Annotated in this window: 28 protein-coding genes; 18 read left to right on the top strand and 10 right to left on the bottom strand. The window is 42.1% G+C overall.

Annotated features, from left to right (window positions below):
* The first annotated feature begins 269 nt into the window (after window positions 1-269).
* The 10 genes from nifB (at window position 270) to nifT (ending at window position 10,844) form a co-directional block, all read left to right on the top strand.
* The gene (nifB, locus tag CQ839_RS14055; protein ID WP_103668906.1) at window positions 270-1,775 is read left to right on the top strand and encodes a nitrogenase cofactor biosynthesis protein NifB; all 1,506 of its coding nucleotides are present in this window, start codon (window positions 270-272) and stop codon (window positions 1,773-1,775) included.
* 213 nt (window positions 1,776-1,988) lie between these two features.
* Window positions 1,989-2,321, top strand: a complete 333-nt coding sequence (locus CQ839_RS14050) for a hypothetical protein (RefSeq protein ID WP_103668905.1) — start codon at window positions 1,989-1,991, stop codon at window positions 2,319-2,321.
* Window positions 2,318-3,523, top strand: a complete 1,206-nt coding sequence (nifS, locus tag CQ839_RS14045; RefSeq protein WP_103668904.1) for a cysteine desulfurase NifS — start codon at window positions 2,318-2,320, stop codon at window positions 3,521-3,523. Before CQ839_RS14050 ends, nifS begins: the two co-directional genes overlap by 4 nt.
* Window positions 3,524-3,640: 117 nt before the next feature.
* Window positions 3,641-4,525: a Fe-S cluster assembly protein NifU gene (gene nifU / locus CQ839_RS14040; RefSeq protein ID WP_103668903.1), complete on the top strand. Its 885-nt coding sequence runs from the start codon at window positions 3,641-3,643 to the stop codon at window positions 4,523-4,525.
* 279 nt (window positions 4,526-4,804) lie between these two features.
* Window positions 4,805-5,713: a nitrogenase iron protein gene (gene nifH, locus CQ839_RS14035; RefSeq protein ID WP_103668902.1), complete on the top strand. Its 909-nt coding sequence runs from the start codon at window positions 4,805-4,807 to the stop codon at window positions 5,711-5,713.
* 74 nt (window positions 5,714-5,787) lie between these two features.
* Window positions 5,788-7,293, top strand: a complete 1,506-nt coding sequence (gene nifD, locus CQ839_RS14030) for a nitrogenase molybdenum-iron protein alpha chain (protein ID WP_103668901.1) — start codon at window positions 5,788-5,790, stop codon at window positions 7,291-7,293.
* 202 nt (window positions 7,294-7,495) lie between these two features.
* Entirely contained in the window at window positions 7,496-9,034 is a 1,539-nt protein-coding gene (nifK, locus tag CQ839_RS14025; protein ID WP_103668900.1) for a nitrogenase molybdenum-iron protein subunit beta, read from the top strand.
* A gap of 175 nt (window positions 9,035-9,209) precedes the next feature.
* Window positions 9,210-10,340 (top strand): homocitrate synthase, encoded by a 1,131-nt coding sequence (nifV, locus tag CQ839_RS14020; RefSeq protein ID WP_103668899.1) that lies wholly within the window; start codon window positions 9,210-9,212, stop codon window positions 10,338-10,340.
* Entirely contained in the window at window positions 10,330-10,587 is a 258-nt protein-coding gene (locus CQ839_RS14015) for a nitrogen fixation protein NifZ (protein WP_103668898.1), read from the top strand. Before nifV ends, CQ839_RS14015 begins: the two co-directional genes overlap by 11 nt.
* A 53-nt stretch (window positions 10,588-10,640) precedes the next feature.
* The gene (gene nifT / locus CQ839_RS14010; protein WP_103668969.1) at window positions 10,641-10,844 is read left to right on the top strand and encodes a putative nitrogen fixation protein NifT; all 204 of its coding nucleotides are present in this window, start codon (window positions 10,641-10,643) and stop codon (window positions 10,842-10,844) included.
* Between the two features lie 177 nt (window positions 10,845-11,021).
* Here nifT and scpB read toward each other — a convergent pair whose 3' ends face one another.
* The gene (gene scpB, locus CQ839_RS14005; protein ID WP_219817784.1) at window positions 11,022-11,699 is read right to left on the bottom strand and encodes an SMC-Scp complex subunit ScpB; all 678 of its coding nucleotides are present in this window, start codon (window positions 11,697-11,699) and stop codon (window positions 11,022-11,024) included.
* A gap of 86 nt (window positions 11,700-11,785) precedes the next feature.
* On the opposite strand from scpB, the gene CQ839_RS14000 reads away from it, so the two are divergent.
* Window positions 11,786-12,040: a chlororespiratory reduction protein 7 gene (locus CQ839_RS14000; RefSeq protein WP_181016201.1), complete on the top strand. Its 255-nt coding sequence runs from the start codon at window positions 11,786-11,788 to the stop codon at window positions 12,038-12,040.
* A 27-nt stretch (window positions 12,041-12,067) separates the two neighbouring features.
* Here CQ839_RS14000 and CQ839_RS13995 read toward each other — a convergent pair whose 3' ends face one another.
* The 4 genes from CQ839_RS13995 to CQ839_RS13980 all read right to left on the bottom strand — a co-directional run bounded on the left by CQ839_RS13995 (window position 12,068) and on the right by CQ839_RS13980 (window position 14,420).
* A complete protein-coding gene (locus CQ839_RS13995; RefSeq protein WP_103668897.1) occupies window positions 12,068-12,466 on the bottom strand; it encodes a type II toxin-antitoxin system HigA family antitoxin in 399 nt (132 codons plus the stop codon).
* Window positions 12,450-12,749, bottom strand: a complete 300-nt coding sequence (locus CQ839_RS13990) for a type II toxin-antitoxin system HigB family toxin (RefSeq protein WP_103668896.1) — start codon at window positions 12,747-12,749, stop codon at window positions 12,450-12,452. The genes CQ839_RS13995 and CQ839_RS13990 overlap by 17 nt, the downstream gene beginning before the upstream one ends.
* Window positions 12,750-13,021: 272 nt before the next feature.
* On the bottom strand, window positions 13,022-13,774 hold the full coding sequence (locus CQ839_RS13985; RefSeq protein ID WP_374937746.1) for a class I SAM-dependent methyltransferase: 753 nt from the start codon (window positions 13,772-13,774) through the stop codon (window positions 13,022-13,024).
* Between the two features lie 319 nt (window positions 13,775-14,093).
* Complete coding sequence (locus CQ839_RS13980) at window positions 14,094-14,420, bottom strand: low molecular weight protein tyrosine phosphatase family protein (protein ID WP_103668894.1); 327 nt, start codon at window positions 14,418-14,420, stop codon at window positions 14,094-14,096.
* Window positions 14,421-14,486: 66 nt separating this feature from the next.
* Between CQ839_RS13980 and CQ839_RS13975 the strand changes: the two genes are divergently transcribed.
* Window positions 14,487-15,224 (top strand): TVP38/TMEM64 family protein, encoded by a 738-nt coding sequence (locus CQ839_RS13975; RefSeq protein ID WP_103668893.1) that lies wholly within the window; start codon window positions 14,487-14,489, stop codon window positions 15,222-15,224.
* Between the two features lie 163 nt (window positions 15,225-15,387).
* Here CQ839_RS13975 and CQ839_RS13970 read toward each other — a convergent pair whose 3' ends face one another.
* Window positions 15,388-15,861, bottom strand: coding sequence for a phycocyanin (locus CQ839_RS13970; RefSeq protein WP_103668892.1), 474 nt, complete (start codon window positions 15,859-15,861; stop codon window positions 15,388-15,390).
* A gap of 139 nt (window positions 15,862-16,000) precedes the next feature.
* Window positions 16,001-16,231: a hypothetical protein gene (locus tag CQ839_RS13965; RefSeq protein WP_103668891.1), complete on the bottom strand. Its 231-nt coding sequence runs from the start codon at window positions 16,229-16,231 to the stop codon at window positions 16,001-16,003.
* A gap of 157 nt (window positions 16,232-16,388) precedes the next feature.
* Here CQ839_RS13965 and CQ839_RS13960 point away from each other — a divergent pair, with 157 nt between their 5' ends.
* The 3 genes from CQ839_RS13960 (at window position 16,389) to CQ839_RS13950 (ending at window position 19,543) form a co-directional block, all read left to right on the top strand.
* Entirely contained in the window at window positions 16,389-17,777 is a 1,389-nt protein-coding gene (locus CQ839_RS13960) for a dihydroorotase (protein ID WP_103668890.1), read from the top strand.
* A gap of 105 nt (window positions 17,778-17,882) precedes the next feature.
* On the top strand, window positions 17,883-18,593 hold the full coding sequence (locus tag CQ839_RS13955; protein WP_103668889.1) for a hypothetical protein: 711 nt from the start codon (window positions 17,883-17,885) through the stop codon (window positions 18,591-18,593).
* A gap of 119 nt (window positions 18,594-18,712) precedes the next feature.
* Window positions 18,713-19,543: a PhzF family phenazine biosynthesis protein gene (locus CQ839_RS13950; protein ID WP_103668888.1), complete on the top strand. Its 831-nt coding sequence runs from the start codon at window positions 18,713-18,715 to the stop codon at window positions 19,541-19,543.
* Window positions 19,544-19,606: 63 nt separating this feature from the next.
* Here CQ839_RS13950 and CQ839_RS13945 read toward each other — a convergent pair whose 3' ends face one another.
* From CQ839_RS13945 to CQ839_RS13935, 3 genes are all read right to left on the bottom strand, one after another.
* Complete coding sequence (locus CQ839_RS13945) at window positions 19,607-19,840, bottom strand: hypothetical protein (protein ID WP_103668887.1); 234 nt, start codon at window positions 19,838-19,840, stop codon at window positions 19,607-19,609.
* 333 nt (window positions 19,841-20,173) lie between these two features.
* Window positions 20,174-21,274 carry a response regulator gene (locus tag CQ839_RS13940; protein WP_181016200.1) on the bottom strand — a complete coding sequence of 367 codons (1,101 nt, stop codon included), beginning with the start codon at window positions 21,272-21,274 and terminating at the stop codon, window positions 20,174-20,176.
* A gap of 231 nt (window positions 21,275-21,505) precedes the next feature.
* Window positions 21,506-22,765 carry a hybrid sensor histidine kinase/response regulator gene (locus CQ839_RS13935; protein ID WP_181016199.1) on the bottom strand — a complete coding sequence of 420 codons (1,260 nt, stop codon included), beginning with the start codon at window positions 22,763-22,765 and terminating at the stop codon, window positions 21,506-21,508.
* A 279-nt stretch (window positions 22,766-23,044) separates the two neighbouring features.
* On the opposite strand from CQ839_RS13935, the gene CQ839_RS13930 reads away from it, so the two are divergent.
* The 3 genes from CQ839_RS13930 (at window position 23,045) to CQ839_RS13920 (ending at window position 25,474) form a co-directional block, all read left to right on the top strand.
* Window positions 23,045-23,797, top strand: a complete 753-nt coding sequence (locus tag CQ839_RS13930) for a glycosyltransferase (protein ID WP_103668884.1) — start codon at window positions 23,045-23,047, stop codon at window positions 23,795-23,797.
* A 112-nt stretch (window positions 23,798-23,909) separates the two neighbouring features.
* Complete coding sequence (locus CQ839_RS13925; protein ID WP_219817783.1) at window positions 23,910-25,169, top strand: murein transglycosylase A; 1,260 nt, start codon at window positions 23,910-23,912, stop codon at window positions 25,167-25,169.
* Window positions 25,170-25,213: 44 nt separating this feature from the next.
* Window positions 25,214-25,474 carry a hypothetical protein gene (locus CQ839_RS13920; protein ID WP_103668965.1) on the top strand — a complete coding sequence of 87 codons (261 nt, stop codon included), beginning with the start codon at window positions 25,214-25,216 and terminating at the stop codon, window positions 25,472-25,474.
* Window positions 25,475-25,779 lie beyond the last annotated feature (305 nt).

Raw genomic sequence — 25,779 nt, 5'->3', positions numbered from 1 at the left:
ATAGCTTGATATAACTAGATTTGTTATGAGTACAAGCAAAACTGTACCCCCACCCTATAAATACCTAACCCCCATCATCTAAATACTCGTACCCCTACCCCAAAAAAAATTTCAAAATTGCTTAAATGTAGGCGCAGTTTAGGGTGTGGATTTTGAGTACAAGCTTAATGTATTTAATAAATCTTATCGCGATCGCTTTCCTGAACGGTTCGATAGTGGCTGCTATAAATTTTGCATGTTGACCGCAGTCCACTTATCAGGAAGCCTCAATGACACCCCCGACACAAGCTCTCATTGCCTCCCCCGTTGAGAATAAGATTGCAACAACTCCAGCAAAATCCAAAAAATCAGAAAGCTGTGGTTGTAGTAGCTCAAAAGGTTCCCAAACTTCTAACAAAAGCGCCCAAAAAAATGCCTTGAGTGAAAGTATGCAAGAGCGGATTGCGAAGCACCCTTGCTATAGCGAGGAAGCTCACCACCATTATGCTCGGATGCATGTTGCCGTAGCTCCCGCTTGTAACATTCAGTGTAACTACTGCAATCGCAAATATGACTGTGCCAACGAAAGCCGCCCAGGGGTAGTTAGCGAACTACTAACTCCCGAAGAAGCAGCTCACAAAGTAATGGTAATTGGCGGCAAAATCCCCCAAATGACCGTATTGGGAATTGCGGGGCCGGGTGACCCTTTAGCCAATCCTGAAAAGACTTTCCGTACTTTTGAGTTGATTGCGGCAGAAGCTCCAGATATTAAGCTTTGTCTCTCAACTAATGGATTGATGCTTCCCGAATATGTCGATCGCATCAAGAAGTTAAATATCGATCATGTGACCATCACGATTAACATGGTCGATCCTGAAATTGGAACCAAAATTTATCCTTGGATTCGTTATAACCGTAAGCGTTACACAGGTGTAGAAGCTTCTCAGATTCTGCACCAGCGCCAAATGGAAAGCTTGGATATGCTCAAAGAAGCAGACATTCTTTGCAAAGTTAATTCGGTAATGATTCCCGGAATTAACGATGAGCATCTCGTAGAAGTTGGTCGCGTGATTCGTGAGAAAGGAGCATTTCTCCATAATATTATGCCTCTCATCTCGGCTCCTGAACATGGCACACACTTCGGTTTGACTGGACAACGTGGTCCCAATCCTAAGGAATTGAAAAAGCTTCAGGATAGCTGCGCTGAAGGCAACATGAAGATGATGCGCCACTGCCGTCAATGTCGTGCCGATGCTGTCGGTTTACTAGGTGAAGATCGTTCCCAAGAGTTTACCAAAGATAAATTCATGGAAATGACTCCCACCTACAATTTAGAAGCTCGTCAAGTAGTTCACGCTGGCATCGATCTCTTAAAAGCAGAATTGCAAGAGAAGAAAGCCAAAGTCACCAACATTCAAAAGACAGTGGCGACTCCCAAAATCCTTGTAGCTGTGACTACCAAAGGCAGTGGTATCGTCAATCAACACTTTGGTCATGCTAAAGAGTTCCAAATCTATGAAGTTGATGCTACTGAAGTAAAATTCGTCGGACATCGCAAGATTGACCAATATTGCCAAAGCGGCTACGGCGAAGAAGCAACTCTCGAAGAAATCATCTCTTCTATTGCCGATTGCAAAGCCGTCCTAACTTCCAAAGTTGGTAATTGTCCTCAAGAAAGTCTTCGCAAAGCAGGCATCGAACCAGTCGAGGCCTACGATGCGATCGATACCGTAGCGAAGGAATTCTACGCTACGTTTCTCCAAAAAGAAGCGCTTCTAGAACAAGCTCCCTATTAAGTTTCCTACTAACAAGATCTACAGCTATCAGGAGTATCGTCATGCCCTATAAGCTTGAAAATCAAGAAATCTACTGGGAAGTTTGCCTTTCCCAATGTCCAAGAGCAGCTATTCAAAAAAGTCCTAACGGACATTATCTAATCGATCAGAATCTTTGTCATAACTGCCTTTACGCTAAGTTTCCTAAATTTCTACAACAACAGGAGTCTAGCCATGCCTTACACAGTTGACCAACAATATATCTCTTGGGAAGTTTGCCAATCCCATTGTCCTAAGGGAGCGATTCAACAGGATGCGAATGGACGTTACTTGATTGAACAGAACCTCTGCAATAGCTGTCTTCAGTCCAGTTTGTCCCAAGGTATTTTAGCTTGTTCTAGCAATTACATTTTTGGTGTAATTCCCAGCGATCAGCAGCATTTGGTAATGCTTAAAGACTCTAATCCCTATTGGGAAAAATGGTTTGCCACTCACGATCGCTTAGTTGCAGACTTGCAAACCAAAATTCAGGCAAAAGCCCAAAGATGGCAGGAAGTGACAGCATGAGCGTAGAGACAATCTATCTTGACAACAACGCGACAACCCGAATCGATCCTCTCGTTGTTGAAGCAATGCTTCCTTATCTGACCACCTACTATGGCAATCCTTCGAGTATGCACACCTTTGGTGGACAAGTAGGTAAGGCGATTCAAACAGCGCGATCGCAAGTTGCCGAACTCCTCGGAGCCGAGCCTTCAGAAATCATCTTCACCAGTTGTGGCTCTGAAGGAAACAACACTGCCATTCGTGCAGCTCTTGCAGCTCAAAGCGATCGCAAACACATCATTACCACCCAAGTCGAACATGCCTGTGTGATGAATGTTTGCAAACAGTTAGAGAAGCAAGGTTATACCGTCACTTATCTTTCGGTCGATCGTAAAGGGCTGATTGATTTATCAGAGTTGGAGGCGGCTCTCACTGGTAATACAGCGCTGGTAACCACGATGTATGCCAACAATGAGACAGGCACAATCTTCCCGATTGAGCAAATTGGCTCTTTGGCAAAGGAATATGGTGCAACCTTCCATGTTGATGCGGTGCAAGCGGTTGGCAAAATCCCTCTCAACCTGAAAAATAGTACGATTGATTTGCTGACCCTCTCTGGACATAAATTGCACGCACCCAAGGGCGTTGGCGCATTATATGTCCGTCGTGGCTACCGCTTCCGCCCCTTCATTCTTGGCGGACATCAGGAACGCGGGCGCAGAGCAGGAACTGAGAACGTCGCTGGTATCGTTGCCCTCGGTAAAGCTGCGGAATTGGAGTTAATCCATCTGCCAAATGCGGTACAGCATGAAAAGAAATTGCGTGATCGCTTAGAAAAGGTTCTCCTCTCAACCATTGCCGACTGTGAAGTAAACGGCGATCCTAAAAATCGCTTGCCTAATACCACCAACATCGGTTTCAAATTCATTGAAGGAGAAGCAATTCTCTTATCCCTCGATCGCTATGGTATTTGCGCCTCCTCTGGTTCCGCCTGTACCTCTGGCTCCCTCGAACCATCCCATGTGCTTCGCGCAATGGGACTCCCCTACACAATTCTCCACGGCTCCATCCGCTTCAGCCTCTCCCGCTATACCACCGATGCCGAAATTGATCACGTCCTAGAAGTCATGCCCAGCATCATCGATCGCCTCCGTGCTTTATCACCCTTTAATAGCGATGCTGCGGGTTGGTTGCAAGAGAGAGAAGAGGCTCTTGTCAAGTAAAAAGGAAAAAGGAAAAAGGAAAAAATATTTTTCTCTTACCTGAATTTACTTGATCTTGAAATTCCAACTACTAGCTTTCTATTTTCACTTTTACCTTTTATCTTTTTACTTACTGCCATGTGGGACTACACCGATAAAGTATTAGACCTCTTCTACAATCCTAAGAATCAAGGAGCGATAGAAATTACTGACGAAACAGATATTGCAGTTGTATTCGGCGAAATCGGCAGCATTGCCTGTGGTGACGCTCTGAGACTACATCTCAAGATTGATGTTCCTGCCGATAGCATTCTTGATGCTCGCTTCCAAACCTTTGGATGCACCAGTGCGATCGCTTCTTCTTCTGCCTTGACAGAAATGATAAAAGGACTTACATTAGATGAAGCTCTTAAAGTAAGCAATAAAGACATCGCCGATTACTTAGGCGGCTTACCTGAAGCAAAAATGCACTGTTCCGTAATGGGACAAGAAGCCCTAGAAGCGGCTATTTACAAGTATCGCGGCATAGAGATTGAACATCATGAAGAAGATGAAGGCGCACTTCTCTGCACATGCTTTGGAGTTAGTGATAACCGCGTTCGCCGCATCGTCATTGAGAATAATCTCACTACCGTTGAAGAAGTTACCAACTACATCAAAGCTGGTGGTTCCTGCGGTTCCTGTCTCGCAGGGATTGAAGACATTATCACCACAGTAGAAAAAGATAAGGAAGCGACAACTGCCAGAGTGGAAGCTGAACTTACTCGCATTCAACAAACCAGCCGTAAGTTAACCACTGTTCAGAAGATCACCAAGATTCAAGAAATTCTCGATGAAGTCCGCCCCATGCTCATCGCAGACGGTGGCAATGTCGAACTATTCGATGTCGATGGCGATATCGTCAAAGTCATTCTCAAAGGTGCTTGCAGTTCCTGCTCTAGCAGCACCGCTACTTTAAAAGATGCGATCGAAGTAAGACTACGCGATCGCGTTCTCTCCAGCCTCAGCGTTGAAGCAGTTTAAAAGTTTCTAAAGATCCCCCTCAATCCCCCTTGTAAAGGGGGAAGAAGATAATTCTAATCTCCCCCCTTTGCAAGGGGGGAAGGGGGGAGCCAGTAATTTTCAACCCAAAACCAATGAACCCTTACTTATTCAACATTTCCATACTTAGAGTCGAGCGCTCTCCTCCTGTGAAGACAGCGATCGCTTTAAAAACCGAGAAAGAACTTCCTTAAGACCTTTCTCAAGTGTCCTAACTTCCAAACTACAGTACATTCTTTGATTTAATAAGGAGAAATTCTCATGAGTCCATTAAGACAAATCGCCTTCTACGGTAAAGGTGGTATCGGTAAATCTACAACTTCTCAAAATACAATTGCAGGTTTAGCCGATCTCACCCAAGGCGATCGCATTATGATCGTAGGCTGCGACCCTAAAGCTGACTCCACCCGCTTGATGCTCCACAGCAAAGCCCAAACCACCGTTCTCCACCTTGCTGCTGAGCGTGGCGCAGTTGAAGATGTCGAACTTGAAGAAGTCCTACTCACTGGCTACAAAGGCGTTAAGTGCGTAGAGTCAGGTGGCCCTGAACCAGGGGTTGGTTGCGCTGGACGTGGCATCATCACCGCCATTAACTTCTTGGAAGAAAATGGAGCCTATGAAGACCTCGACTTCGTTAGCTATGATGTATTAGGCGACGTTGTTTGTGGCGGTTTTGCAATGCCTATTCGTGAAGGCAAGGCGCAAGAAATCTATATCGTCACCTCTGGCGAAATGATGGCAATGTACGCTGCTAACAACATTGCTCGCGGTATTCTCAAATATGCTCACTCTGGTGGTGTGCGTTTAGGCGGCTTGATCTGCAATAGCCGTAAATGCGATCGGGAACTTGAGTTGATTGAAACTCTTGCCAAGCGCTTGAACACCCAAATGATTCACTTTGTACCTCGCGACAACGTGGTTCAACATGCTGAACTGCGCCGCATGACTGTGATTGAATATGCGCCTAATCACCCTCAAGCCCAAGAATATCGCACCCTTGCCGATAAAATCTACCACAATACCAATTTCACAATTCCTACTCCAATCACCATGGACGAATTGGAAGACCTCTTAGTTGAGTTCGGTATTCTTGGCGATGACAAAGCATTCGAGCATCTCGTTGGTAAGACTGCCGATGAAGTTCCCGTAGAAGAACTTGCTCTAGTTTAATAATTTCGACTCTGTGCAGGCTCAGCCTGCACAGAGTGACTCTCAATCCTTTTACCCTTTTCCTTGAGGCTAATATGACACCTCCAGAATCCGCTACATTAACACCTCCAACCGCTACAACACCTGTTAATGACATTCCTGAGACCAAGGCATTCATCAAAGAAGTCATCGAAGCATATCCAGACAAAGCCAAGAAAAAACGCGAAAAGCACCTCAACGTGTTTGAAGAAGGCAAGTCTGATTGTGGTGTCAAATCCAACGTCAAATCTGTCCCTGGCTCAATGACCACCCGTGGTTGCGCCTACGCTGGTTCTAAAGGTGTAGTTTGGGGACCAATCAAAGACATGATCCACATCAGTCACGGGCCCGTTGGTTGTGGTTACTACTCTTGGTCTGGTCGCCGTAACTACTACATCGGCACAACTGGTATTGATTCCTTCGGCACGATGGACTTCACGTCTGACTTCCAAGAACGTGATATCGTTTTCGGTGGTGACAAAAAACTATTGAAACTGATTACCGAGTTAGATGAACTCTTCCCTCTCAATCGTGGTGTTTCCATTCAATCAGAATGCCCAATCGGTTTGATTGGAGATGACATTGAAGCAGTAGCTAAGAAGGCTGCTAAAGAAATCGGCAAAACTGTTGTACCTGTCCGTTGTGAAGGCTTCCGTGGAGTATCGCAATCCCTCGGACACCACATCGCCAATGACGCAGTACGTGATTGGGTTTTCCCACAATTCGACAAAAACAAGAAAGAAGGTAATATTCCAGATAGTACCGCCTATGATGTTGCCATTATCGGTGACTACAACATTGGTGGAGATGCTTGGTCTAGTCGCATCTTGATCGAAGAAATTGGCTTGCGCGTTGTCGCCCAATGGTCAGGAGACGGAACTCTCAATGAGATGATCAACACTCCTTCCGTAAAACTGAATCTAGTTCACTGCTATCGCTCTATGAACTATATCAGCCGTCACATGGAAGAAGCCTATGGTATTCCTTGGTTAGAATACAACTTCTTTGGCCCCACCCAAATCGCTGCCTCACTCAGAGAAATTGCTTCTAAATTTGATGAAACTATTCAAGCAAAAGCCGAAGAAGTGATTGCGAAATACCAAGCTCAGACCGATGCTGTCCTTGCTAAATTCAAATCACGTTTAGAAGGTAAAACCGTAGCTCTGATGGTTGGTGGATTACGTCCTCGCCACGTTGTTCCTGCGTTCCACGATCTTGGCATGAAGTTGATTGGTACGGGCTACGAGTTTGGTCACAACGACGACTACAAGCGCACCACTCACTACATTGAGAATGGCACTCTGATCTATGACGATGTTTCGGCATACGAGTTTGAAGCCTTCGTCAAAGAACTGAAGCCTGATCTGATCGCCTCTGGCATCAAAGAGAAGTATGTGTTCCAGAAGATGGCACTACCTTTCCGTCAGATGCACTCTTGGGATTACTCTGGTCCTTATCACGGTTATGACGGCTTCGCAATCTTTGCCCGTGATATGGATCTTGCCCTCAACAGCCCCACTTGGAGCTTAGTTGGCACTCCTTGGAAAACTGCGGAAGTTTAGATCCCCCCCAGCCCCCCTTGTAAAGGGGGGAGAATTAATTCAATTAAGCCCCCCTTTACAAGGGGGATGCCCGATAGGGCATGGGGATCAAACCTCTGCATTTAACAGAAATTCATGAGTGAGGGTTACAAACTTTTCAAACCCATTCTCATTCAAGAATCTTTCACTCACATTGATTTTCACCTAGATTGGAATTAAAATCATGTCCCAGAATAACGTTAACGACATTCAAGATCACGCTCGGTTATTCCACCAAGACGAATACCAAGAGCTATTTCAAGCAAAGAAAGAATTTGAAGGTGGGCATAGCCCCGAAGAAGTTGCTAAGATTGCTGACTGGACAAAGGGTTGGGAATACCGCGAAAAGAATTTCGCCCGTGAAGCCCTCACTGTCAATCCTGCTAAAGCTTGTCAGCCCCTTGGAGCCATCCTTGCAGCAGTTGGTTTTGAAGCTACATTACCCTTCGTTCATGGTTCTCAAGGCTGTGTTTCCTATTTCCGCAGTCACTTTACGCGCCACTTCAAAGAGCCATTCTCAGCAGTATCCTCTTCGATGACAGAAGATGCGGCGGTTTTTGGCGGACAATTGAATATGATTGAAGGCTTGGCAACTTCCTACAATCTCTACAAGCCCAAGATGATTGCAGTCTGCACAACCTGTATGGCAGAAGTAATCGGTGATGACTTACAAGCATTCATCACCAATGCGAAGGCAGCCAATTCAGTTCCTCTAACTTTTCCCGTTCCCTATGCCCATACGCCTAGCTTTGTTGGTTCTCACATCACAGGCTATGACAACATGATCAAGGGTATTCTCTCGAACCTGACCGCAGGTAAGAAGCAAGAAACCACCAACGGCAAGATTAACTTCATCCCAGGATTTGAAACCTACATTGGCAACCTTCGTGAAATCAAGCGCTATGCTGATTTAATGGATGTTAACTACACCTTGCTTGCGGATAACTCTGAATACTTGGATTCACCTAACACGGGTGAATACCAAATGTATCCAGGTGGAACCAAGCTAGAGGATGCTGCTGATTCAATCAATGCTGAAGCGACAATCGCATTCCAATCTTACGCGACCACCAAGACTAGAGAATACATCGAAACTGAGTGGAATCAAAAGACCTACGTCAGCCGTCCCGTCGGTATTCGCGGTACTGATGAATTCTTGATGAAGCTTTCGGCTCTAACAGGCAAGCCCATTCCTAAGGAATTGGAAGATGAAAGAGGTCGCGCCGTTGATGCTCTGACAGATTCTCAAGCATGGTTGCATGGCAAGCGCATTGCCCTCTATGGCGATCCTGACTTGGTAATTGGTTTAGTTCAGTTCCTCTTGGAAGTTGGTGCAGAACCAATTCATATTGTCGTCAGCAACTCTAACGCTAACTTTGAAGGCGAATTAAGGGCACTGCTAGATTCTAGCCCCTTCGGTCAGAATGCCACGATCTGGGGTGGTAAGGATCTCTGGCACTTGCGATCGCTCCTCTTCACCGAGCCAGTTTATCTCTTGATTGGCAATTCCTACGGTAAGTACCTATGGCGCGATACCAAGACTCCTTTGGTACGCATTGGCTATCCTATCTTCGATCGCCATCATCTACATCGCTATTCGACCTACGGTTATCAAGGCGCAATCAATCTACTCAACTGGATTGTGAATACTCTCCTCGATGAACTCGATCGCAACACGATCATTCCATCAAAGACCGACATTTCCTACGACTTGATTCGCTAGATTTAAGATCCCCCCTAACCCCCCTTTACAAGGGGGGAAAAGAATTAATTAAATTCTCCCCCCTTTCATAAGGGGGGCTGGGGGGGATCTCACCTCAAACCGTAGACAGATTCATTCATATTGCTTATCTGACGAACGCAATCACAGCAGAAAGTACAGAAAGAGGAGGACGATCATGCTTGACATTCAAATTAACGATACAACCCTGAGAGATGGCGAACAGGCTGCTGGTGTAGCGTTTAGCATTGAAGAGAAAATCGAAATCGCCAAATTCCTCGATCGCATTGGCGTACAAGAATTAGAAATTGGAATCCCTGCAATGGGTGGGGCTGAAACCGAAGCGATCGCCGCCATTAATAACTTAGGACTCAAAGCAAAATTACTCGGCTGGAATCGTGCGGCAATTTCTGATGTCAAAGCCTCTATCGCCTGTGGGCTAAAGCGCGTCCATATTTCTGTACCTGTCTCTGATGTACAGATTGGGCTAATGGCTGACGGCAAGCGGGAAACTGTACTAACACGTCTGCAAGAAAGTATTACCTATGCCCTTGATAATGGTTTATATGTGTCCGTCGGTGGTGCTGATGCCTCTAGAGCTGACGATCGTTTTCTATTAGAAGTAGCAGCTTCAGCAGAACAATGGGGTGCTTCTCGTTTCCGTTTTTGCGATACCGTTGGCATTCTCGATCCATTTAATACCTATCGCAAGATTAAATTACTGGTCAATGCCCTCTCAATTCCCGTCGAGATGCACACCCATAACGATCTAGGCATGGCTACTGCTAATGCTCTCGCTGGTATGCAAGCAGGAGCGCGATCGCTAAATACCACTGTGAACGGTTTAGGCGAGAGGGCAGGCAATGCGGCTCTAGAAGAAGTGGTGATGGCGCTCAAACAAATTCATGGTATTGATTTAGGTATTGAAACCCGTTGTTTCTGGGAACTCTCGCAATTAGTTGCGACCGCTTCGCAAAATCCTGTACCACCTTGGAAAGCGATCGTCGGTAGCAACGCCTTTAGCCATGAATCGGGTATTCACGCCGCAGGAGTTCTCAAAAATCCTAGCAGCTATGAGCCGTTTAATCCCGATGAAGTGGGCGCTAAGCGTCATCTTGTTGCTGGTAAACATTCAGGTCGTCATCTCGTAGCAAGTTTACTCCAGCAGCAGGGTGTTGATATTTCCAAAGAGAAAGCGCAATCAGTCTTAGATGCAGTGCGTCAGCGATCGATCCAAGTCAAGCGCAGTCTCACTTCTAAGGAATTGCTTAACCTCGTTCAATCAGAGAGATTTGCCCATGCTGTATAACGATGTGGAACTTGATAGTCCTCCAACCTTTGAGATTGGCGAAAAGGTCAGAATCAAGAAATTAATTCGCAATGATGGTACTTTTCCTGGAAAGGAGATTGGTGAAACTCTTGCTAAGAAAGGAGAAGTTGGCTATGTGGTGAATATTGGGACTTTCCTCCAAAGTTCCTATATCTATTCTGTCCACTTTCTCTATACAGGACATATCATCGGCTGTCGTCAAAAAGAATTAGAAATCGTCGAATAATGCGAGTGGGTGCTTTGTGCCCATTTACATCTAAAATCATCAAGGAAAATTCCATGAAAGTCATGCTACGTCGGAATAACATCGGTCATCTAGTGGTCTATGTTGCTAAAAAAGATTTAGAAGAGGAAGTTGTCAAAGAAGAAGAAACCACTGATGGCAAGGTGATGACGCTAGCAAACGGGTGGGAGCTTGCCTTTGGAAACCTAGAGGAACCGCTAAGTTTACCAAAGACCGTTGAAGCAAGAAGAATTGCTTAGCGATCGCTAGGCGTTGTTACAATGCTTCTGGTATTTGCAAAACAGTCGAAAATATTTTGCTTATAAACATCACCTTTTTTATAGCAATGTAAGCTTTGCTTAGGACATAAAACCCTCATTAATAAAGGCGGAGCTTCGCTCCGCCTTTATTAATGAGGATATGAATATCACATGAGCCTAAATCAACTTAGTCAAATCATCGATTTCAAAGTATTGATGAAATTTGGTAGTTACTTGTAAAACTGACGATCGCCCTTCTGCTTGGCGCTTCTTTTTTACAAATCCTTGCTCGACCAATTCCTGCACATGCTGATAAGCCCCAGCACCGCGTAGTTCAATCAACTCTGATTGCACAATATTTTTTTTGAGGGCGATCGCAGCCAAAGTCCGTAAAACACCACGCCCCAAATCGACAGGGATAAGTTTATGTACTAAATCCTCAAACTCCGATCGCAGTCTGAGCGAAAAGCCCACATCAGTCTCCATGATTTCTAAAGCACTGTCTCGATGGGCATATTCAGTAATTAAGTCAATCAGTCCCATTTCTGCATCCTCGATCTCGCAACCCAGAGCCTCAGCGATCGCAGCCAAATTCATCGGTTGCCCCTTTAGATACAACACTGCTTCTACTTTTTGCTTGAGAGAATTGGCGATCGGTAATTCTGGCTGCTCATAACCATCCATTGATAAAGACAATGGTTCTAATAGCTCAATATACTCATCTGGCTCTTCAAGCTCAACTGATTCCTCAAGCACTGGCTCAACATGATCAACTGGCTCTTTAGGCTCGATAGACTCTTCAAGCACTGGCTCAATTGGCTCTACAGTTTGTTCTAAAGGCAATTCATTCGTCATGCTAAGATTTTAACCGAGTGAAGGCATTGCAATACAATGCTTTTATCCTTAAATTAAACAAAAAATTATATTAGCTGAGAAACCATATGCCAAGCAGCATGATGTACTACGAAGACACTTATGTGGTGCTGCCTCCAGATATGCAAGAACAGTTTGTCACTCAGCCAGAATTAGAACAAATTTTGCATGATCTGCTGATCGATATCCAAGATGCGCTACCCTACGATTTACAAAACCTTGCAATTAGTGAACAAGTCCAGCGTCTAATTAAAACTGCTTGCGATCTAGATTGTGGCGATCGCGGTACATGGCAATGGTACGTCGTCCGCCTAGATAAATAAGAAAAGGATTGCAAAGCAATCCTTTTCTTATAAGAACAATTTAGGATCAACGTGAAAGAATTTGCCAAGCGCTTGAGCTTGATTTTTGCTGATTTGACGCTTGCCGTTTACCACTTCTGAGACAACGCCACTTGAGCCAATCACATTCACTAGATCGGCTTGTTTTAAATCATTGGCTTCCATTAAATGTAAGAGAACATCAAGAGGTGAAGCATCATTCATTGGATAATGCTGATCTTCATATTTTTCAATCAATGTCAGCAGCAATTGCAAAATCCTCTCTTCTTCAGCAGTTGGATGAGGAAGTGCTAGCAATCTTTCCATGTTTTGCAATGCAATTTCATTTTCAGCATCATTGGTAATCACATGAGGCTGAATCTCGGCTAGCAAATCACCATAAACTTTTCGATTAATAGTAAGGGTCATTTTTCCACCTACCTGAGTCATACTCAGCGTGAGTTAGAACATATTTGATATTGATAATTTGTCTCTCATAGTCAATGTTGACGATCAGGCGATATTTATTACCTTTGATATTGAAAACAGTAAATCGTCCCGCCACATCAGCAGATGAATAAGATTTCTTGACATCTTGAATATTTTGCCATGATGCAGATTTTGCGACTTGATGCCAACTATTTAAAGCAGTAGCTACGTCGGCATGAATTTTCCCAAATTCATCAAGTGTTTTCTTAGAATAAATCCGCATATCCTATACCTTTGAGCTTGAAATTTATTTTTGGTAGTCATAATTTTGCTGTCTTAGTTAGTGTCTTAGTTAATGTCTTAGTTAATGTCTTAGTTAATGTCTTAGTTAATGTCTTAGTTAATGTCTTAGTTAATGTCTTAGTTAGTGTCTTGACTTACCTACAATGTACTCTCATTTTGAGAGTATATTGTCAAGACTAAAATAAAAGCCAGAAATTAATGGGAAAGCTTAGAGATCCTTTTAATTTCTGGCTTTTGGGTTTAGCTACAAAATTACAACTTGCGATAGCATCTGGCAGTAATTAAATGAGGCTGAAACACCTCAAGAAAATTAGCTTGTAAGGTGCGGAAAAAAGTATCTACTGTTTCAGGATCATCTAAATGGATTGGATGCTCATTTTCAAATCCCTTAAAGAAATACCAATTAACAATAATTTTTCCTTGAGGTGAAAGCATCTTGTGAAACTGCATCAACTGACCACTAGGATCGGGTAAATGCTCCAATACGTCAAAACATAAGACCGTATCAAAATATCCTTCCAAAGCTTCTTCTAATGGAATTTCGGAACGAAAAGATATTTTATTGCTTAGTCCTAACTGCGCTACTCGATGCTCTACAAAGCCGCGATTAATCGGATTAATATCGCAATAGATCACCGAATCGACATTTGGACACATGGCAGCAGCGATCGCATGAGTACCAATGCCACCACCAAAATCAAGCACCCGCCCCTTAGCTTGATCCGCAATTAGCTTGATCGTACCGCCAATGTAGTCCTTACTCTCAAGATGCCAAGTACCAAGTTTAAACAAATACATCTCACCAACTTTATCCTTGTAAAAAGCTGTTGCCTCTTCCCAGTCAAAGTCGGTATTTCCTAAATTTTCTAAATCGTAACGACAATTTTGCAGTTTCTCGGTAATCGTTTCTGCATCTAGTTTTAAGAACTCTTGCAAGTGTTGCTCTAATCTAAAGCCGTCTTGCCAATATCCTTCCAAGAAAGTCGGCGTAGGAGATGAAATCACCATGTTTGATTGCAATATAGCGCTTTGCGCCTAAAAAGTTTAATAACAGATGCTTGTTACGCAGAGCGCAAGCTTCACCTGTCATTACAGCATAAATGTACGCGAATCCACACTAATACCAAAACACAAAAAGGCGTAGCCATTTTGTGTTTTTAAAACCCTTACTGGGTTTGGTTTTTAATTCACGAAAGTGTTGCCACACTTTTGTGAATTGGTATAACTAGCAGCGCGACTAAACTTTGAGGGATTAAAACCAAAGCCCAAAAGATGAAAGGCGGCGCTTCGCGCCGCCTTTCATCTTTTGGAGCGATAAATCTACCTAAAAAGTCCCAAGCAATGGCAATACTTTCTTTTTCAGTAACTCTACTAAGGCTGGTTCCATATAATCGTATTTATCGGGAATATCTAGGCAAATCACTCGTTTATGTTTAATCCAAGCCTGAAAGTTTGTAGAAAGTTTCCTACGATGAGATTTTTCCATCACAAAGATTAAATCAGCCCAGATAATTGCTTCGCTACTTAAAGGTGTTTCGGCTTCTCGATCTATTCCTGCTGAATCCACCTCTAAGCCCTCATAACTCATAAATATTGTTTCTGCTGTGGGGCTGCGTAATCTGTTTTTACCGCAAACAAATAGCAATTTCATAAAACAAAAAAGTAAAATTTGTATTGAGGCCCAATATTTTGACTCGGAAAGCTACCAGAAGTATTTATGAAGCGATCGCGATTTAATACGCCGAAATTTTGGCTAAAAGTTATATTTCTTATAGCTTCCGTACTTATATTGATAGCAGTTTCTCAAAAACTGAGCATCAACGATAGATTCATTAATCTGCTTCAAAGTACCTTACTTTGGGTCAAGATGCTTGGGGCAATGGGCGCGATCGCTTTTATTGTTATTTTCAATCTAGCAACAATTTTATTTATTCCAGCATCGTTATTAACATTGGGCGGTGGAGCTATATATGGCGTGGTATGGGGATCAATCTATGTATTTGTTGCCGCAACTTTGGGCGCGATTTTTGCTTTTTTAATCGGTAGATATTTTGCGCGAGGCTGGGTAAGTGAAAAGATTCGCAACAACATGACTTTTCGAGCGATTGATGCGGCTGTTGCGATCGATGGATTCAAAATTGTTCTGTTGACAAGACTATCACCAATTTTTCCGTTCAACATGCTGAATTATGTTTTTGGAGTTACCCGTGTGGCTTTGAAGGACTACATTCTAGGCTCAATTGGCATGATTCCTGCCACAATTATGTATGTTTATCTGGGTTCTCTCATTGGAGATGTTGCTTTGCTGGGAATGCAGCCTATCAGCATAGTTGGCAATCCACAAACTCAAATTGCTCAATGGACTATTAAAATTGTTGGCTTAGTTGCAACTTTTGCTGTAACCATTCAAGTTAGCCGCCTTGCCAATAAAATTCTCGCTAGTAAATTACCATAAATACCTTGGCATAATAAGGTCTCGCTACGAATCTTTGTAATACCAGTTCTCGATAATGTAACTTCACTTTCTACAATTAAAAGCCAAATCCAGTAAGGGTTTTAAATTCTCGCAATAGCATTCCCATTATGAGAATTTGTGCAAAAATCATTTCCCAATCGTTCTACGAACTCTTCTGAAATGCAGATATAGTAACTTCAAAATATGGGTTGATTAAACTAAAACACTCTGGAGGAGCAATCTTTTTTGTTAGATCACGCAACAAACAATAGGCTACAGTAACCTCTTTGGAAATGCCATAGGAATGGATAATGTTAGCGTGCCATTCAGTTAAGCTTTCGCGAAAAAAAGTTTCGTCATCTCGCAATATTGAAAGTGCTAAATATCGAAGATTAATAGACATATCGTATTTGCAAACACGCGAACTTTTTTGAACAAGTTCTGGATATTGCTGAGCTAGAAGACTTATTGATCTCACGACCAGTTCATCTGATTGATCTCGCAATAAATTATAAGTTTTCACGCGCAATGGAAAACCACTAACAAACTTTTCTACATTTAATAGATCTTCATCCGTGAGATATGCCCGATCAATACCTTCGACTTTCTGATCTAAAACGCAGTTAATTGCTAACATAATCTTTGCTATTAGTACTCACAATATATTTGATTGATTCACCAAATTTTACATTCAAAAAAAATTTATCGCCCCCAATAATTCTTTGATATTATAGAACTACATTTACTTAAATTCCAAGAATGAAATTAAAGTTAACTTAATAATATATTTCGACATACATTGCAGTTCTAAAGTAGTTTGTCATAAAAAAGCTCAAAATGGCAACGCCATTTTGAGCTTTTAAAACCATTGATTCTTTTTCTGCAAGCGGTTTAATACCGAATTCCCCATTAATCACCAGTGTCAAGAAGAATAAGAATGCGAAGAATAGCCATTCTTCTTGATGGTTATTTGGCTGGACTGCGAAGTAGAGACCAATGATTTTCATTCATGCTTTGCAAAATTACTTGTTGGAATTAAGCGTAGGATGGGTTAGCGATCGCATAACCCATCATTGCTGACCAATTGCTGACTAATTGATGCGTTACGTTGCACTAACCCATCCTACAAAAAACATTTAAAGAAATTTTATAAGGAATTTTATTTTGAGTATATTAATTAGACAAAGTACGATTATTTTGCCCGATCGCGAAACGTTACTAGGTGATGTATATGTACGGGATGGCAAAATTGTGGCGATCGCACCGCATATTGATCTCGCAGCTTTAAGTGCCGATGATCAACCTTTAGAAATTATCGAAGCAACTGGTTTGACATTAATGGCAGGCGTGATTGATCCGCAAGTACATTTTCGCGAACCAGGGCTAGAGCATAAAGAGGATTTGCGATCGGCTAGTCATGCTTGCGCGAAGGGCGGAGTGACTAGCTTTTTAGAAATGCCAAATACTCGACCACTGACGATTACACAGGCAGCGCTTGATGACAAGCTTAGTCGGGCGGCTAGCAAATGCGTAGTTAATTACGGCTTTTTTATTGGGGCGACTGGCGAAGTTTTGCCAGATTTGCTCAATGCCAATCCCACCTGTGGCATCAAAATATTTATGGGATCGATGCATGGTGATTTGTTAATTGATCAAGAAGATCTGTTAGATAAGATTTTTTCGCAGGGCGATCGCCTAATTGCGGTTCATGCAGAAGATCAAGCAAGAATTGCTCAACGCCGCATCGAATTTGCCGATAGCAAAGATCCTGCTAAGCATTCACTAATTCAGGATAATCAAGCGGCGCTCAATGCTACAAAACTAGCCGTAAAGCTTTCTAAAAAATATCAGCGACGTTTGCATATATTGCATATGTCCACAGGTGAAGAGGCAGAATTTTTGCGTCAAGAAAAACCTGCATGGGTGACAGCCGAAGTGACACCGCAGCATTTGCTGATGAATATTGGCGCTTACGAGAAAATTGGCTCTCTAGCGCAAATGAATCCACCCTTGCGATCGCCCCGCGATCAAGAAATATTGTGGCAAGCTTTATTAGATGGCGTGATTGACTTTATTGCGACGGATCATGCGCCGCATACTTTAGTTGAGAAAGGACTAGCCGCCAGTGAAGATATTCAATCTAACCAATCCGACAAATCTTCTAAGGAGACTGTATTACTAGAGCCAGCCAACGTGCCATCAGGAATGCCTGGTGTGGAAACCTCGATGCCATTAATGCTTACGGAAGCAATGAAAGGACGTTGTACCGTCCATCAGGTCAGTGAATGGATGAGTAGAAATGTTGCTAAAGGTTACAAAATTGCCAACAAAGGCGAGATTCGGATTGGTTGGGATGCCGACTTAGTATTAGTCGATCTCCATAACTATAAACCTGTAAAAAATGAAGATTTGTTGACTAAATGTGGCTGGAGTTCTTTTGCTGGATGGGAACTCACGGGCTGGGCAAAGACAACGATTGTCGGTGGTCAAGTAGTGTATGCCAATGGTAAGGTCAATTCTGATGTGCGCGGTCAAGCATTGCAGTTTGGCTAGATTAGCGACACAATGGGTAACCATGAATGATTAAATTTAAAAGCCTTGCTTTGCAAGGCTTTTAAATTATCTGGGTTTGATTAGAACGCAACATCACTCAACATTATGTTTCTCTCTCGAAGGCTATCGATTTTATTGCTGACAGCGATCGCGACAGGTTTATTTACAGCCTGTGGTAACTCTGGTGCTGGCAATAGTAATTTTTCTATGCCAGCAAACGATACTACAAAGGTTTCTCCTACACCAATACCCACAACTACTGCAACCTCAAGCCCATCACCGAATAGTTCGCCTAGCCCAAAACCTGAGCTTGCTCCGATTAATTTGCCTGAACTACAAATAAAAGCGCTTGAACCATACAAACATCGCTCGGGGCTGCTAGAAACAGATATACCGAAGGGCTGGAAATTAATTGATAAGAGTCAAACGGGCGAATTACTGTTGACTTGGAATGAACAGGGGGGGAGAGCGACTATTTCCGTAAATATTTTTGTACCTCCAAGCGAAATTCCTGAAAATCGATTAAGTGATGTTTTCGCCGTAATTGTTAAAGAGATGTACAACAACCAAACAGATTTTGAGATGAAAGCCCCTGTAACTGAGGCAGCAGGAAATATTGTGATTGAATGGACATCAACTGTGACTGTGGGAAACAAGAAAATCAAATTTCAAGCCAATAGCAAATTACAGCGCCGTAATAACAAGTTGATAATTTTAACTTTTGGGGCGATCGAGCCAAAGTTTGCCGAACTAAAAGATTACTTCTTTAAAATATCTAATAGCCAAGTTGTAAATGCTGATTTAGCTATTCCTTAGGGTGTTTTCTCATTTGAAATTTACCCCACCCTAACCCTCCCCTTGCAAAGGGGAGGGAACAAGATTTCTAGTTTTTCTCCTTTGCAAGGGGGAATTAAAACCATTTAGGATGGCTATATATGCAACTTGCGATCGCAATTATTGATGCATTCACCAATCAAACATTTCTCGGTAATCCTGCGGCAACGATATTAGTTGACCAATTTCCCGAAGATGCCCAAATGCAGCAAATTGCTGCTGAGATCAATCTTTCAGAAACAGCCTTTGTTAAACCTTTAGATAAAAATTCCTCTCAGAACCATTTCCAATTGCGATGGTTTACGCCGAAGCAGGAAGTACCTCTCTGCGGTCATGCCACCCTTGCGATCGCGCATTATTTGCGCGAATTATCGGTGATTGACACCAATTCACCAATTATTTTTTCTACCCTAAGTGGTGACTTAACCATTAGCTTTGAAGAGCAGCTAATCGTGATGGATTTTCCTGCTACTTTTTATCGAACTTGCTCAGAGCGATCGCAACAATTATTAGCAGAGATGTTTGGCGATCACCATTATGAAATTCTGGGTCAGGCTGAAGATTATTTAACAGTTTTATTAGAGTCTGAGTCCGCAGTCCAAAGTTTTCAACCACAATATGAACGCATTGCCGAACTAGATGGTTTTGGCTTTATCATCACCGCGATCGCAGATCTTGATCGCCCCTATAACTTTGTATCGCGATTTTTTGCCCCCAAAGCAGGAATACAGGAAGATCCTGTGACTGGTTCCGCCCATTGTAGTTTGACTCCCTATTGGGCAAAGCGTCTCGGCAAAAGCGATCTCAAGGCAAAACAGCTATCGGCACGAACTGGCGAACTTATAGTTAGCGATCGCGGAGCTAGGGTTTTACTGAAAGGTGAAGCAGTGACCTTCTTGCGCGGCAATATCAATTTAAAACCGATAAGATAAGTGACGGCGCGAAGCGCCGTCACTTATCTTATCGGTTTTATGTCCTAATTTGGCTGAGTCAAGCTATATAAAAGATTCTGAAAAATACCACCACTGGGAAAGGCGATCACCCTCATCGACAATGATCGAGAGCATTCCCAAGTCCAAGTCTTGCCGACAGGCTGCGATCGCTTCTTGTTGATTTGCGTGGATATTGATCGGCAAAAATGTCTTTCCTAAATAGCAAATTCCTTGCTCACTTCCCCAAGGAGTTGGGAAATTAGTCGAATGAATTTCAGATAAAGATAAAATAATCATAATTAGCTGACATAGAACGCTCTTCACATCTCCTATGTTTAACTAATTAGCTTGAGAAGTCTGTGATGACCAACTGGGCTTAGTGTGACAGTTTTAAGGACTTAAACGTGACCATAGAGCTCTATGGAAGTGATTGAAATCACAAACGTGCTCAAATCCCAGCCAGTCTTTTGTGGCGAGGCGGAGCCTCGCCACAAAAGACTGGCTCTTTATTCAATCGTAAATAGCTAGGCAAAATTAATTACATATCCAAACCCGTAAAATTGCGCCCCACAGAGGCGCAATTTTACGGGTTTGGATATGTAATTAATTTTGCACAAGTACTTATAACCATTACTTGCGACCACTTAAAGGTAAAAAAGCTTTGACAACAGTTAACTCATAGGGAACACTCTCAATTTCTAGCCTACCGCCATGCAGATCGAGCAATCGCTTGGCGATCGACAAACCCAACCCAGTCCCCTGCTGAATATAGAGCTTTTTCTCAAACTTCATATATGCACCAAAATTAGCAATCTGCTCTGGTTCAATCCCCTGACCATGATCAGTAATAATCAAACAATAGTCCTTATCATCACAATTGGAAACAACATCTACGACCGTTCCTTCCGCAGAAAATTTGAACGCATTATCCACAAGTTCCTTTACGATTACACTTAAGTAAGAGTCTGAGATTTGAATACTGGCATCATTAATATCAATATGTAAGTCAGAAACGCGATTATAATTTTCAGCGATTTTTTTTGCACAACTTGCAATCTCAATATCAACAAAAGTTGCCTTACTATTATGAATTTGGTTAATCCATTCTGCATTGCTCTCCGTTGACTCTAACTCAGCATATAGCAGAAATTTTTTCACCATCTCATGCATATCTCGTCCCGCTTTACGAATGCGCTTACCGATATCTGGGACTTCATGGGCTTGCATAGCATGATAATTTTTGACCAAAATATCCGCTAATCCCATGACTTCGATCGCAGGAAATAGTAGCTGATGAGGCAGCGACTTGGATATATTGCCACGCAAGTTAGCTAACTCTTGTTTGTAATAGCTATTAATTACTTCTTGTTTCTTAAACTGAGCATTGATTGCCCCTAATAGTTCATCTCTAGTAAATGGTTTAGTCAAATAATCATCAGATCCCAATTCCATACCTTGCCGAAAGTCATTTTTGTCAGACTTAGCGCTCAGAAATATAAAAGGGATTGTCGTTGTCGAAGGATTATTTCGCAGAGCCTCTATAACTCCGTAGCCATCGATCTCAGGCATCATAATATCGCAGATGATCAAGCTAGGAATATTCTGTAGCGCCATCTCTAAACCAGCACGTCCATTATCGGCACTGATCACCATGTATCCTTCGGCTTGCAGCATTCTGGTTGTATTTAGCAAGACGTTCGGATTATCTTCGATGAGGAGGATTTTTTTCATGCTAGCTAGCTGGTGTATATATGCAACATTATACTGATAGCAATCAATAGTAAATCTAAGACGTAACATATAGTCAATGGATTAGCAATAGCTTCATATCTCTAGCTAATACCAATTCACAAACTGACATTGCAATTTCGCTAAATCAAGAATCTTACTGAGTTTAATTCTAATTTCAGCAATTATATTCACATTTTATGCGATTGGTCTAATTGAAAAATCTGGGAATAATTAAGCTTGAAATACTTCGTCGGAAACTGGCAAAATCACTGTAAATTTAGAGCCGATATCTAACTTACTATCTACAGATATTGAACCATTATGAATATCGATACAATTTTTGACAATTGATAACCCCAATCCAGTACCAGGCAATATCCCTACATTTTTACCCCGATAGAATGCACTGAATAGATTTTCAAAATCTTCTTCTGGAATGCCAATACCATGATCAGTAATGACAAAAATCACCTGTTCTTGCTCCACAGTAATTTGAAAATCGACTGTTTTATTGACTGGAGAATACTTAACTGCATTTGTGAGTAGATTAGTCAAGATTTGGCGTAATAATTTGTCATCCATTTCCACGAATAATTCTGGTGGGGGATTTTGAAGATGAGGATTTTCAATGGATGTACTAGTTGAAGAAATATAGATAGATAGACTTAGAGTATATTCTTGAGCAAAAGTTATTTGTATCTGATGTACGAGTTGACTACAAAATTTTAAAAGATCGAATTTAGTAAGATTTAGTTTCACTTTATTTGTATTGCTTCGACTCAGGAATAATACATCTTCCATAAGAGCCGTCATGTGTTTTACCTCCGATTGAATTTGATGCAATTGTTTGACCTGTTCTTCCTTTGTCCATTCGTAATGTTCGAGCAGTTCTGATGCACTTTGAATCGTAGTTAATGGTGTACGAAATTCATGAGAAACGACAGATATAAAGTCTGTTTTCATTTGACTAAGCTTGCGTTCTTGGCTAAGCGATCGCGATAATACATCGGCTGATAGCTGTAACTGTTCATTTTGTTCTTGAAGCTTTTTTTGTAACGAACAGAGCCGCAAGTGTGTTTCGATTCTAGCTAATACTTCAATCAACTGAAAAGGCTTGCTAATATAATCTACTCCACCCACAGAAAATGCTTCTACTTTATCCGCTGACTCTTCTATCGAACTAATAAAAATGATTGGGATATCTTTAGTTGTTGGATTAGCCTTTAATCTAGTACATACTTCATAGCCATTAATATCAGGCATCCGAATGTCTAACAGAATTATATCAGGTAATTGTTGATTAACTTTATCTAATGCTTCTAATCCACTAGTAGCTTTTTGAACTCCATACCCTTGTCTCTTTAACATCAAGGATAGAAGTTGAATATTGTAAATAGTATCATCAACTATAAGGATAGAAGCATTTTTAGTCTGTTCATAATCTTCATGTATTTCAGTTTGTTCAGGTTGGTTTGGATTTTGACTGGTCATAGTAAGTATCTTTATTATTGTTTGTATCATAACATCGCGATTGCTATAGCAATCGTAAATGGTTTGTAGAAGAGCACCTCAAAATGGCGTTCTTCTACAAACCCAAAAAATCTACAAATGATTTAGGACTGTTATATACTCCCTTATACCAATCCACAAAAGTGTAGCAACACTTTCGTGAATTAAAAACCAAACCCAGTAAGGGTTTTAAAAACACAAAATGGCGTAGCCATTTTGTGTTTTGGTATTACCAGTGAATAATAAGTGGTAATAGAGTATATGCGCCTATCTATAATTCTGCCCTGTCTCAATGAAATTCGGCATGGTTATTTAGACCGAATTCTTACAAATCTAATTGCCCAATTAGTTCCTCAAAATTGTGAAAAAGAAATTATTGCCGTAGTTAGTGCCAGTGATGATGGGACAGATCGAGTCTTGGACGAATATGCCGCGCGATCGCCTGAGATCCAAGTTATCAGGTCGCTTGCCAAAAATCGTGCCCAGAGACTAAATGATGGTATCGCTGTTTGCACAGGCGACATAATTTTGTTACATCATCCAGCAACGCTTTTACCAGAGCGTATTGCCCTACAGCTAATTGAGCAGGCTTTAGAATCAGGAAGTAAATGGGGCGCATTTTGCCATAGCTTTGACTTTACACATTGGTTACTGCATTTTACGTCTTGGTACTCTAACCATGTTCGCTTAAAGCAAAAAGGAATCGTTTATTTTGATCACTGTCCGTTCATTGATCGCCAAGTATTAGCTGAAATTGGCAATGTCCCTGATCTCGATATTTTTGAAGATACGTTGTTAAGCAAGCGCCTATGTCAATTCTCGAAGCCAGCGCTGACTCAAGGCAAGGTTGTTACCTCCGCAAGACGATTTCACCAGAGGGGAATATATCGTCATGCTATGCTCAATCAGTTGTTAAAAATATGCTATCACTTCAACATTGACCCGAAAATGCTTAATCGTTTGTACGAACAAAAAGCTAGTATTAACGTCAAGTATGATGGGGAACAGAAGTGAAATAAAAAAGCGATTTTTGTATTGCGGCTTGCCGCACCACAAAAATTTGATTCTTTATTAAGTTGTAGAACCCTGATCGAACATAGGATTATTTAGTGAGGAGTTTTCAAGGGTGATTGGTTCCCATAGGTTCGGTAAAAGTAAATACGATTTATTAGGCAGAAAAAAGGGGTTTCCAGCTCAGAAATCTTGGGTTTCAACCTTGCATCGTGGTGGGGATATCTTATTTGCAACTTGGGTCGGCTTGATCTGTGCTGTACCACCATGCTATATGCAAACCGATTTTCAAAGACCAGCCGAAGCAGCAGAACTCAAACTTGCTCAAGCCATAGTACCAATCCCGCCGCGTGCAGTTAACCCTCTCGCCCTTGATCTCACCGATGATCTATTAGAGAGCGATCGCCAAAATCTCCTGCAAGCGATCGACCATAGTATTCAGTACATTCGCACCCCATCTGCTGCAAAGCGCTATCCGATCGCAGGAATTAGTCAAGATCTCATGGAGCGCAGTTTGGTGCGATTTCGTAGGCTCGTACAAGTGTCTCGCACAGCCAAAGATCTCCAGCAAGCTGTAAATCGTGAATTTGATCTTTATCAGTCGGTAGGGCGTGATGGCAATGGCGGCGTTCAGTTTACAGGCTATTACGAGGCATTGTACAAAGCCAGCCGTACTCGTACTGACGAGTTTAAATACCCGCTTTATAGCCTGCCAACTGACTTTGCTCAATGGACATCGCCCCACCCCACCCGAGCCATGCTTGAAGGGAGTAAGCAAATGGCAGGTTTAGAAATTGTATGGTTAAGCGATCGCTTCCAAGCTTTCTTAGTTCATGTCCAAGGCTCTGCAAGGTTTGAGTTACCCGATGGTAATTTATTAACAGTTGGTTATGCAGGCAAAACCGATCAGCCTTATCGTTCGGTTGGTGCAGAGCTAGTCAGAGATGGCAAAATGCGTCTTGAAGATGTGACTTTGCAGACACTGATTGAATATTTTCAAAAAAATCCCCAAGATTTAGTTAAGTATCTCAATCGCAACCCCAGTTTTGTCTTTTTCCGCGAAACCAATGGTAAACCTGCGACGGGTAGTCTCGGTGCGCCAGTTAGTGCAGAGCGATCGATCGCTACTGATAAAAAGATCTTTCCCTCTGGCGGCATTGCCCTAATCCGCACTGAAATTCCGTTTGAAAATCCCACCACTGGCAAGCTCGAATTGCGTCAAGTTCAACGCTTTGCGCTTGATCAAGATACTGGCGGCGCGATTCGCGGTGCGGGACGAGTGGACATTTTTATGGGAACAGGCGATCGGGCTAAACAAAGGGCTGGATTAATCAAAGGCGACGGTGAGTTGTACTATCTTGTATTAAAAAAATAACTACAGACGGAATTTTTTGTCACTTGTTATAGATGGAGTTTTTTATGCCACAAGTCAATCCTTTTACGATCAGAATGCAGGTTGCAAGGATGTTTGAGCAAGGTCAGTCAGTCTTTGCAGAACTCAAAGTTCAAGACTGGCTCAAGGAACGCAATCATAATCCTAAAGATTATGTAATTCGTTTCCATCAAAAAATGGCTCCAGTTGGTGCAGTTTCTTCTGTAATGGTAGAGATTGAACTCACTCGTAAAGATGGTCAACCCGTTGACGAATGGATTCAACAAGAAATCAATCGCCAAAACTAGAATATTCTAGAAGTCATGAACTATATTCTATAGAATTTATACCAATTCACAAAAGTGCCGACACACTTTTATGAATTGGTATTACATCAAAACCCAAAAGATGAGTGGCGGCGCGAAGCGCCGCCACTCATCTTTTGGGTTGTTCTAAGCAAACCTTATACCAATTCACAAAAGTGTTGTCACACTTTTGTGAATTAAAAAGCAAACCCTGTAAGGGTTTTAAAAACACAAAGTGGCGTAGCCACTTTGTGTTTTGGTATTACATTGCTATAAATAATTTTTTGCTGAGGATAGCCCTATAGAAA

The organism is Pseudanabaena sp. BC1403 (assembly GCF_002914585.1).
Classification (GTDB): domain Bacteria; phylum Cyanobacteriota; class Cyanobacteriia; order Pseudanabaenales; family Pseudanabaenaceae; genus Pseudanabaena.
Note: the sequence above shows the minus strand (reverse complement) of the source record. Positions and strands in the feature narration are given on the sequence as shown.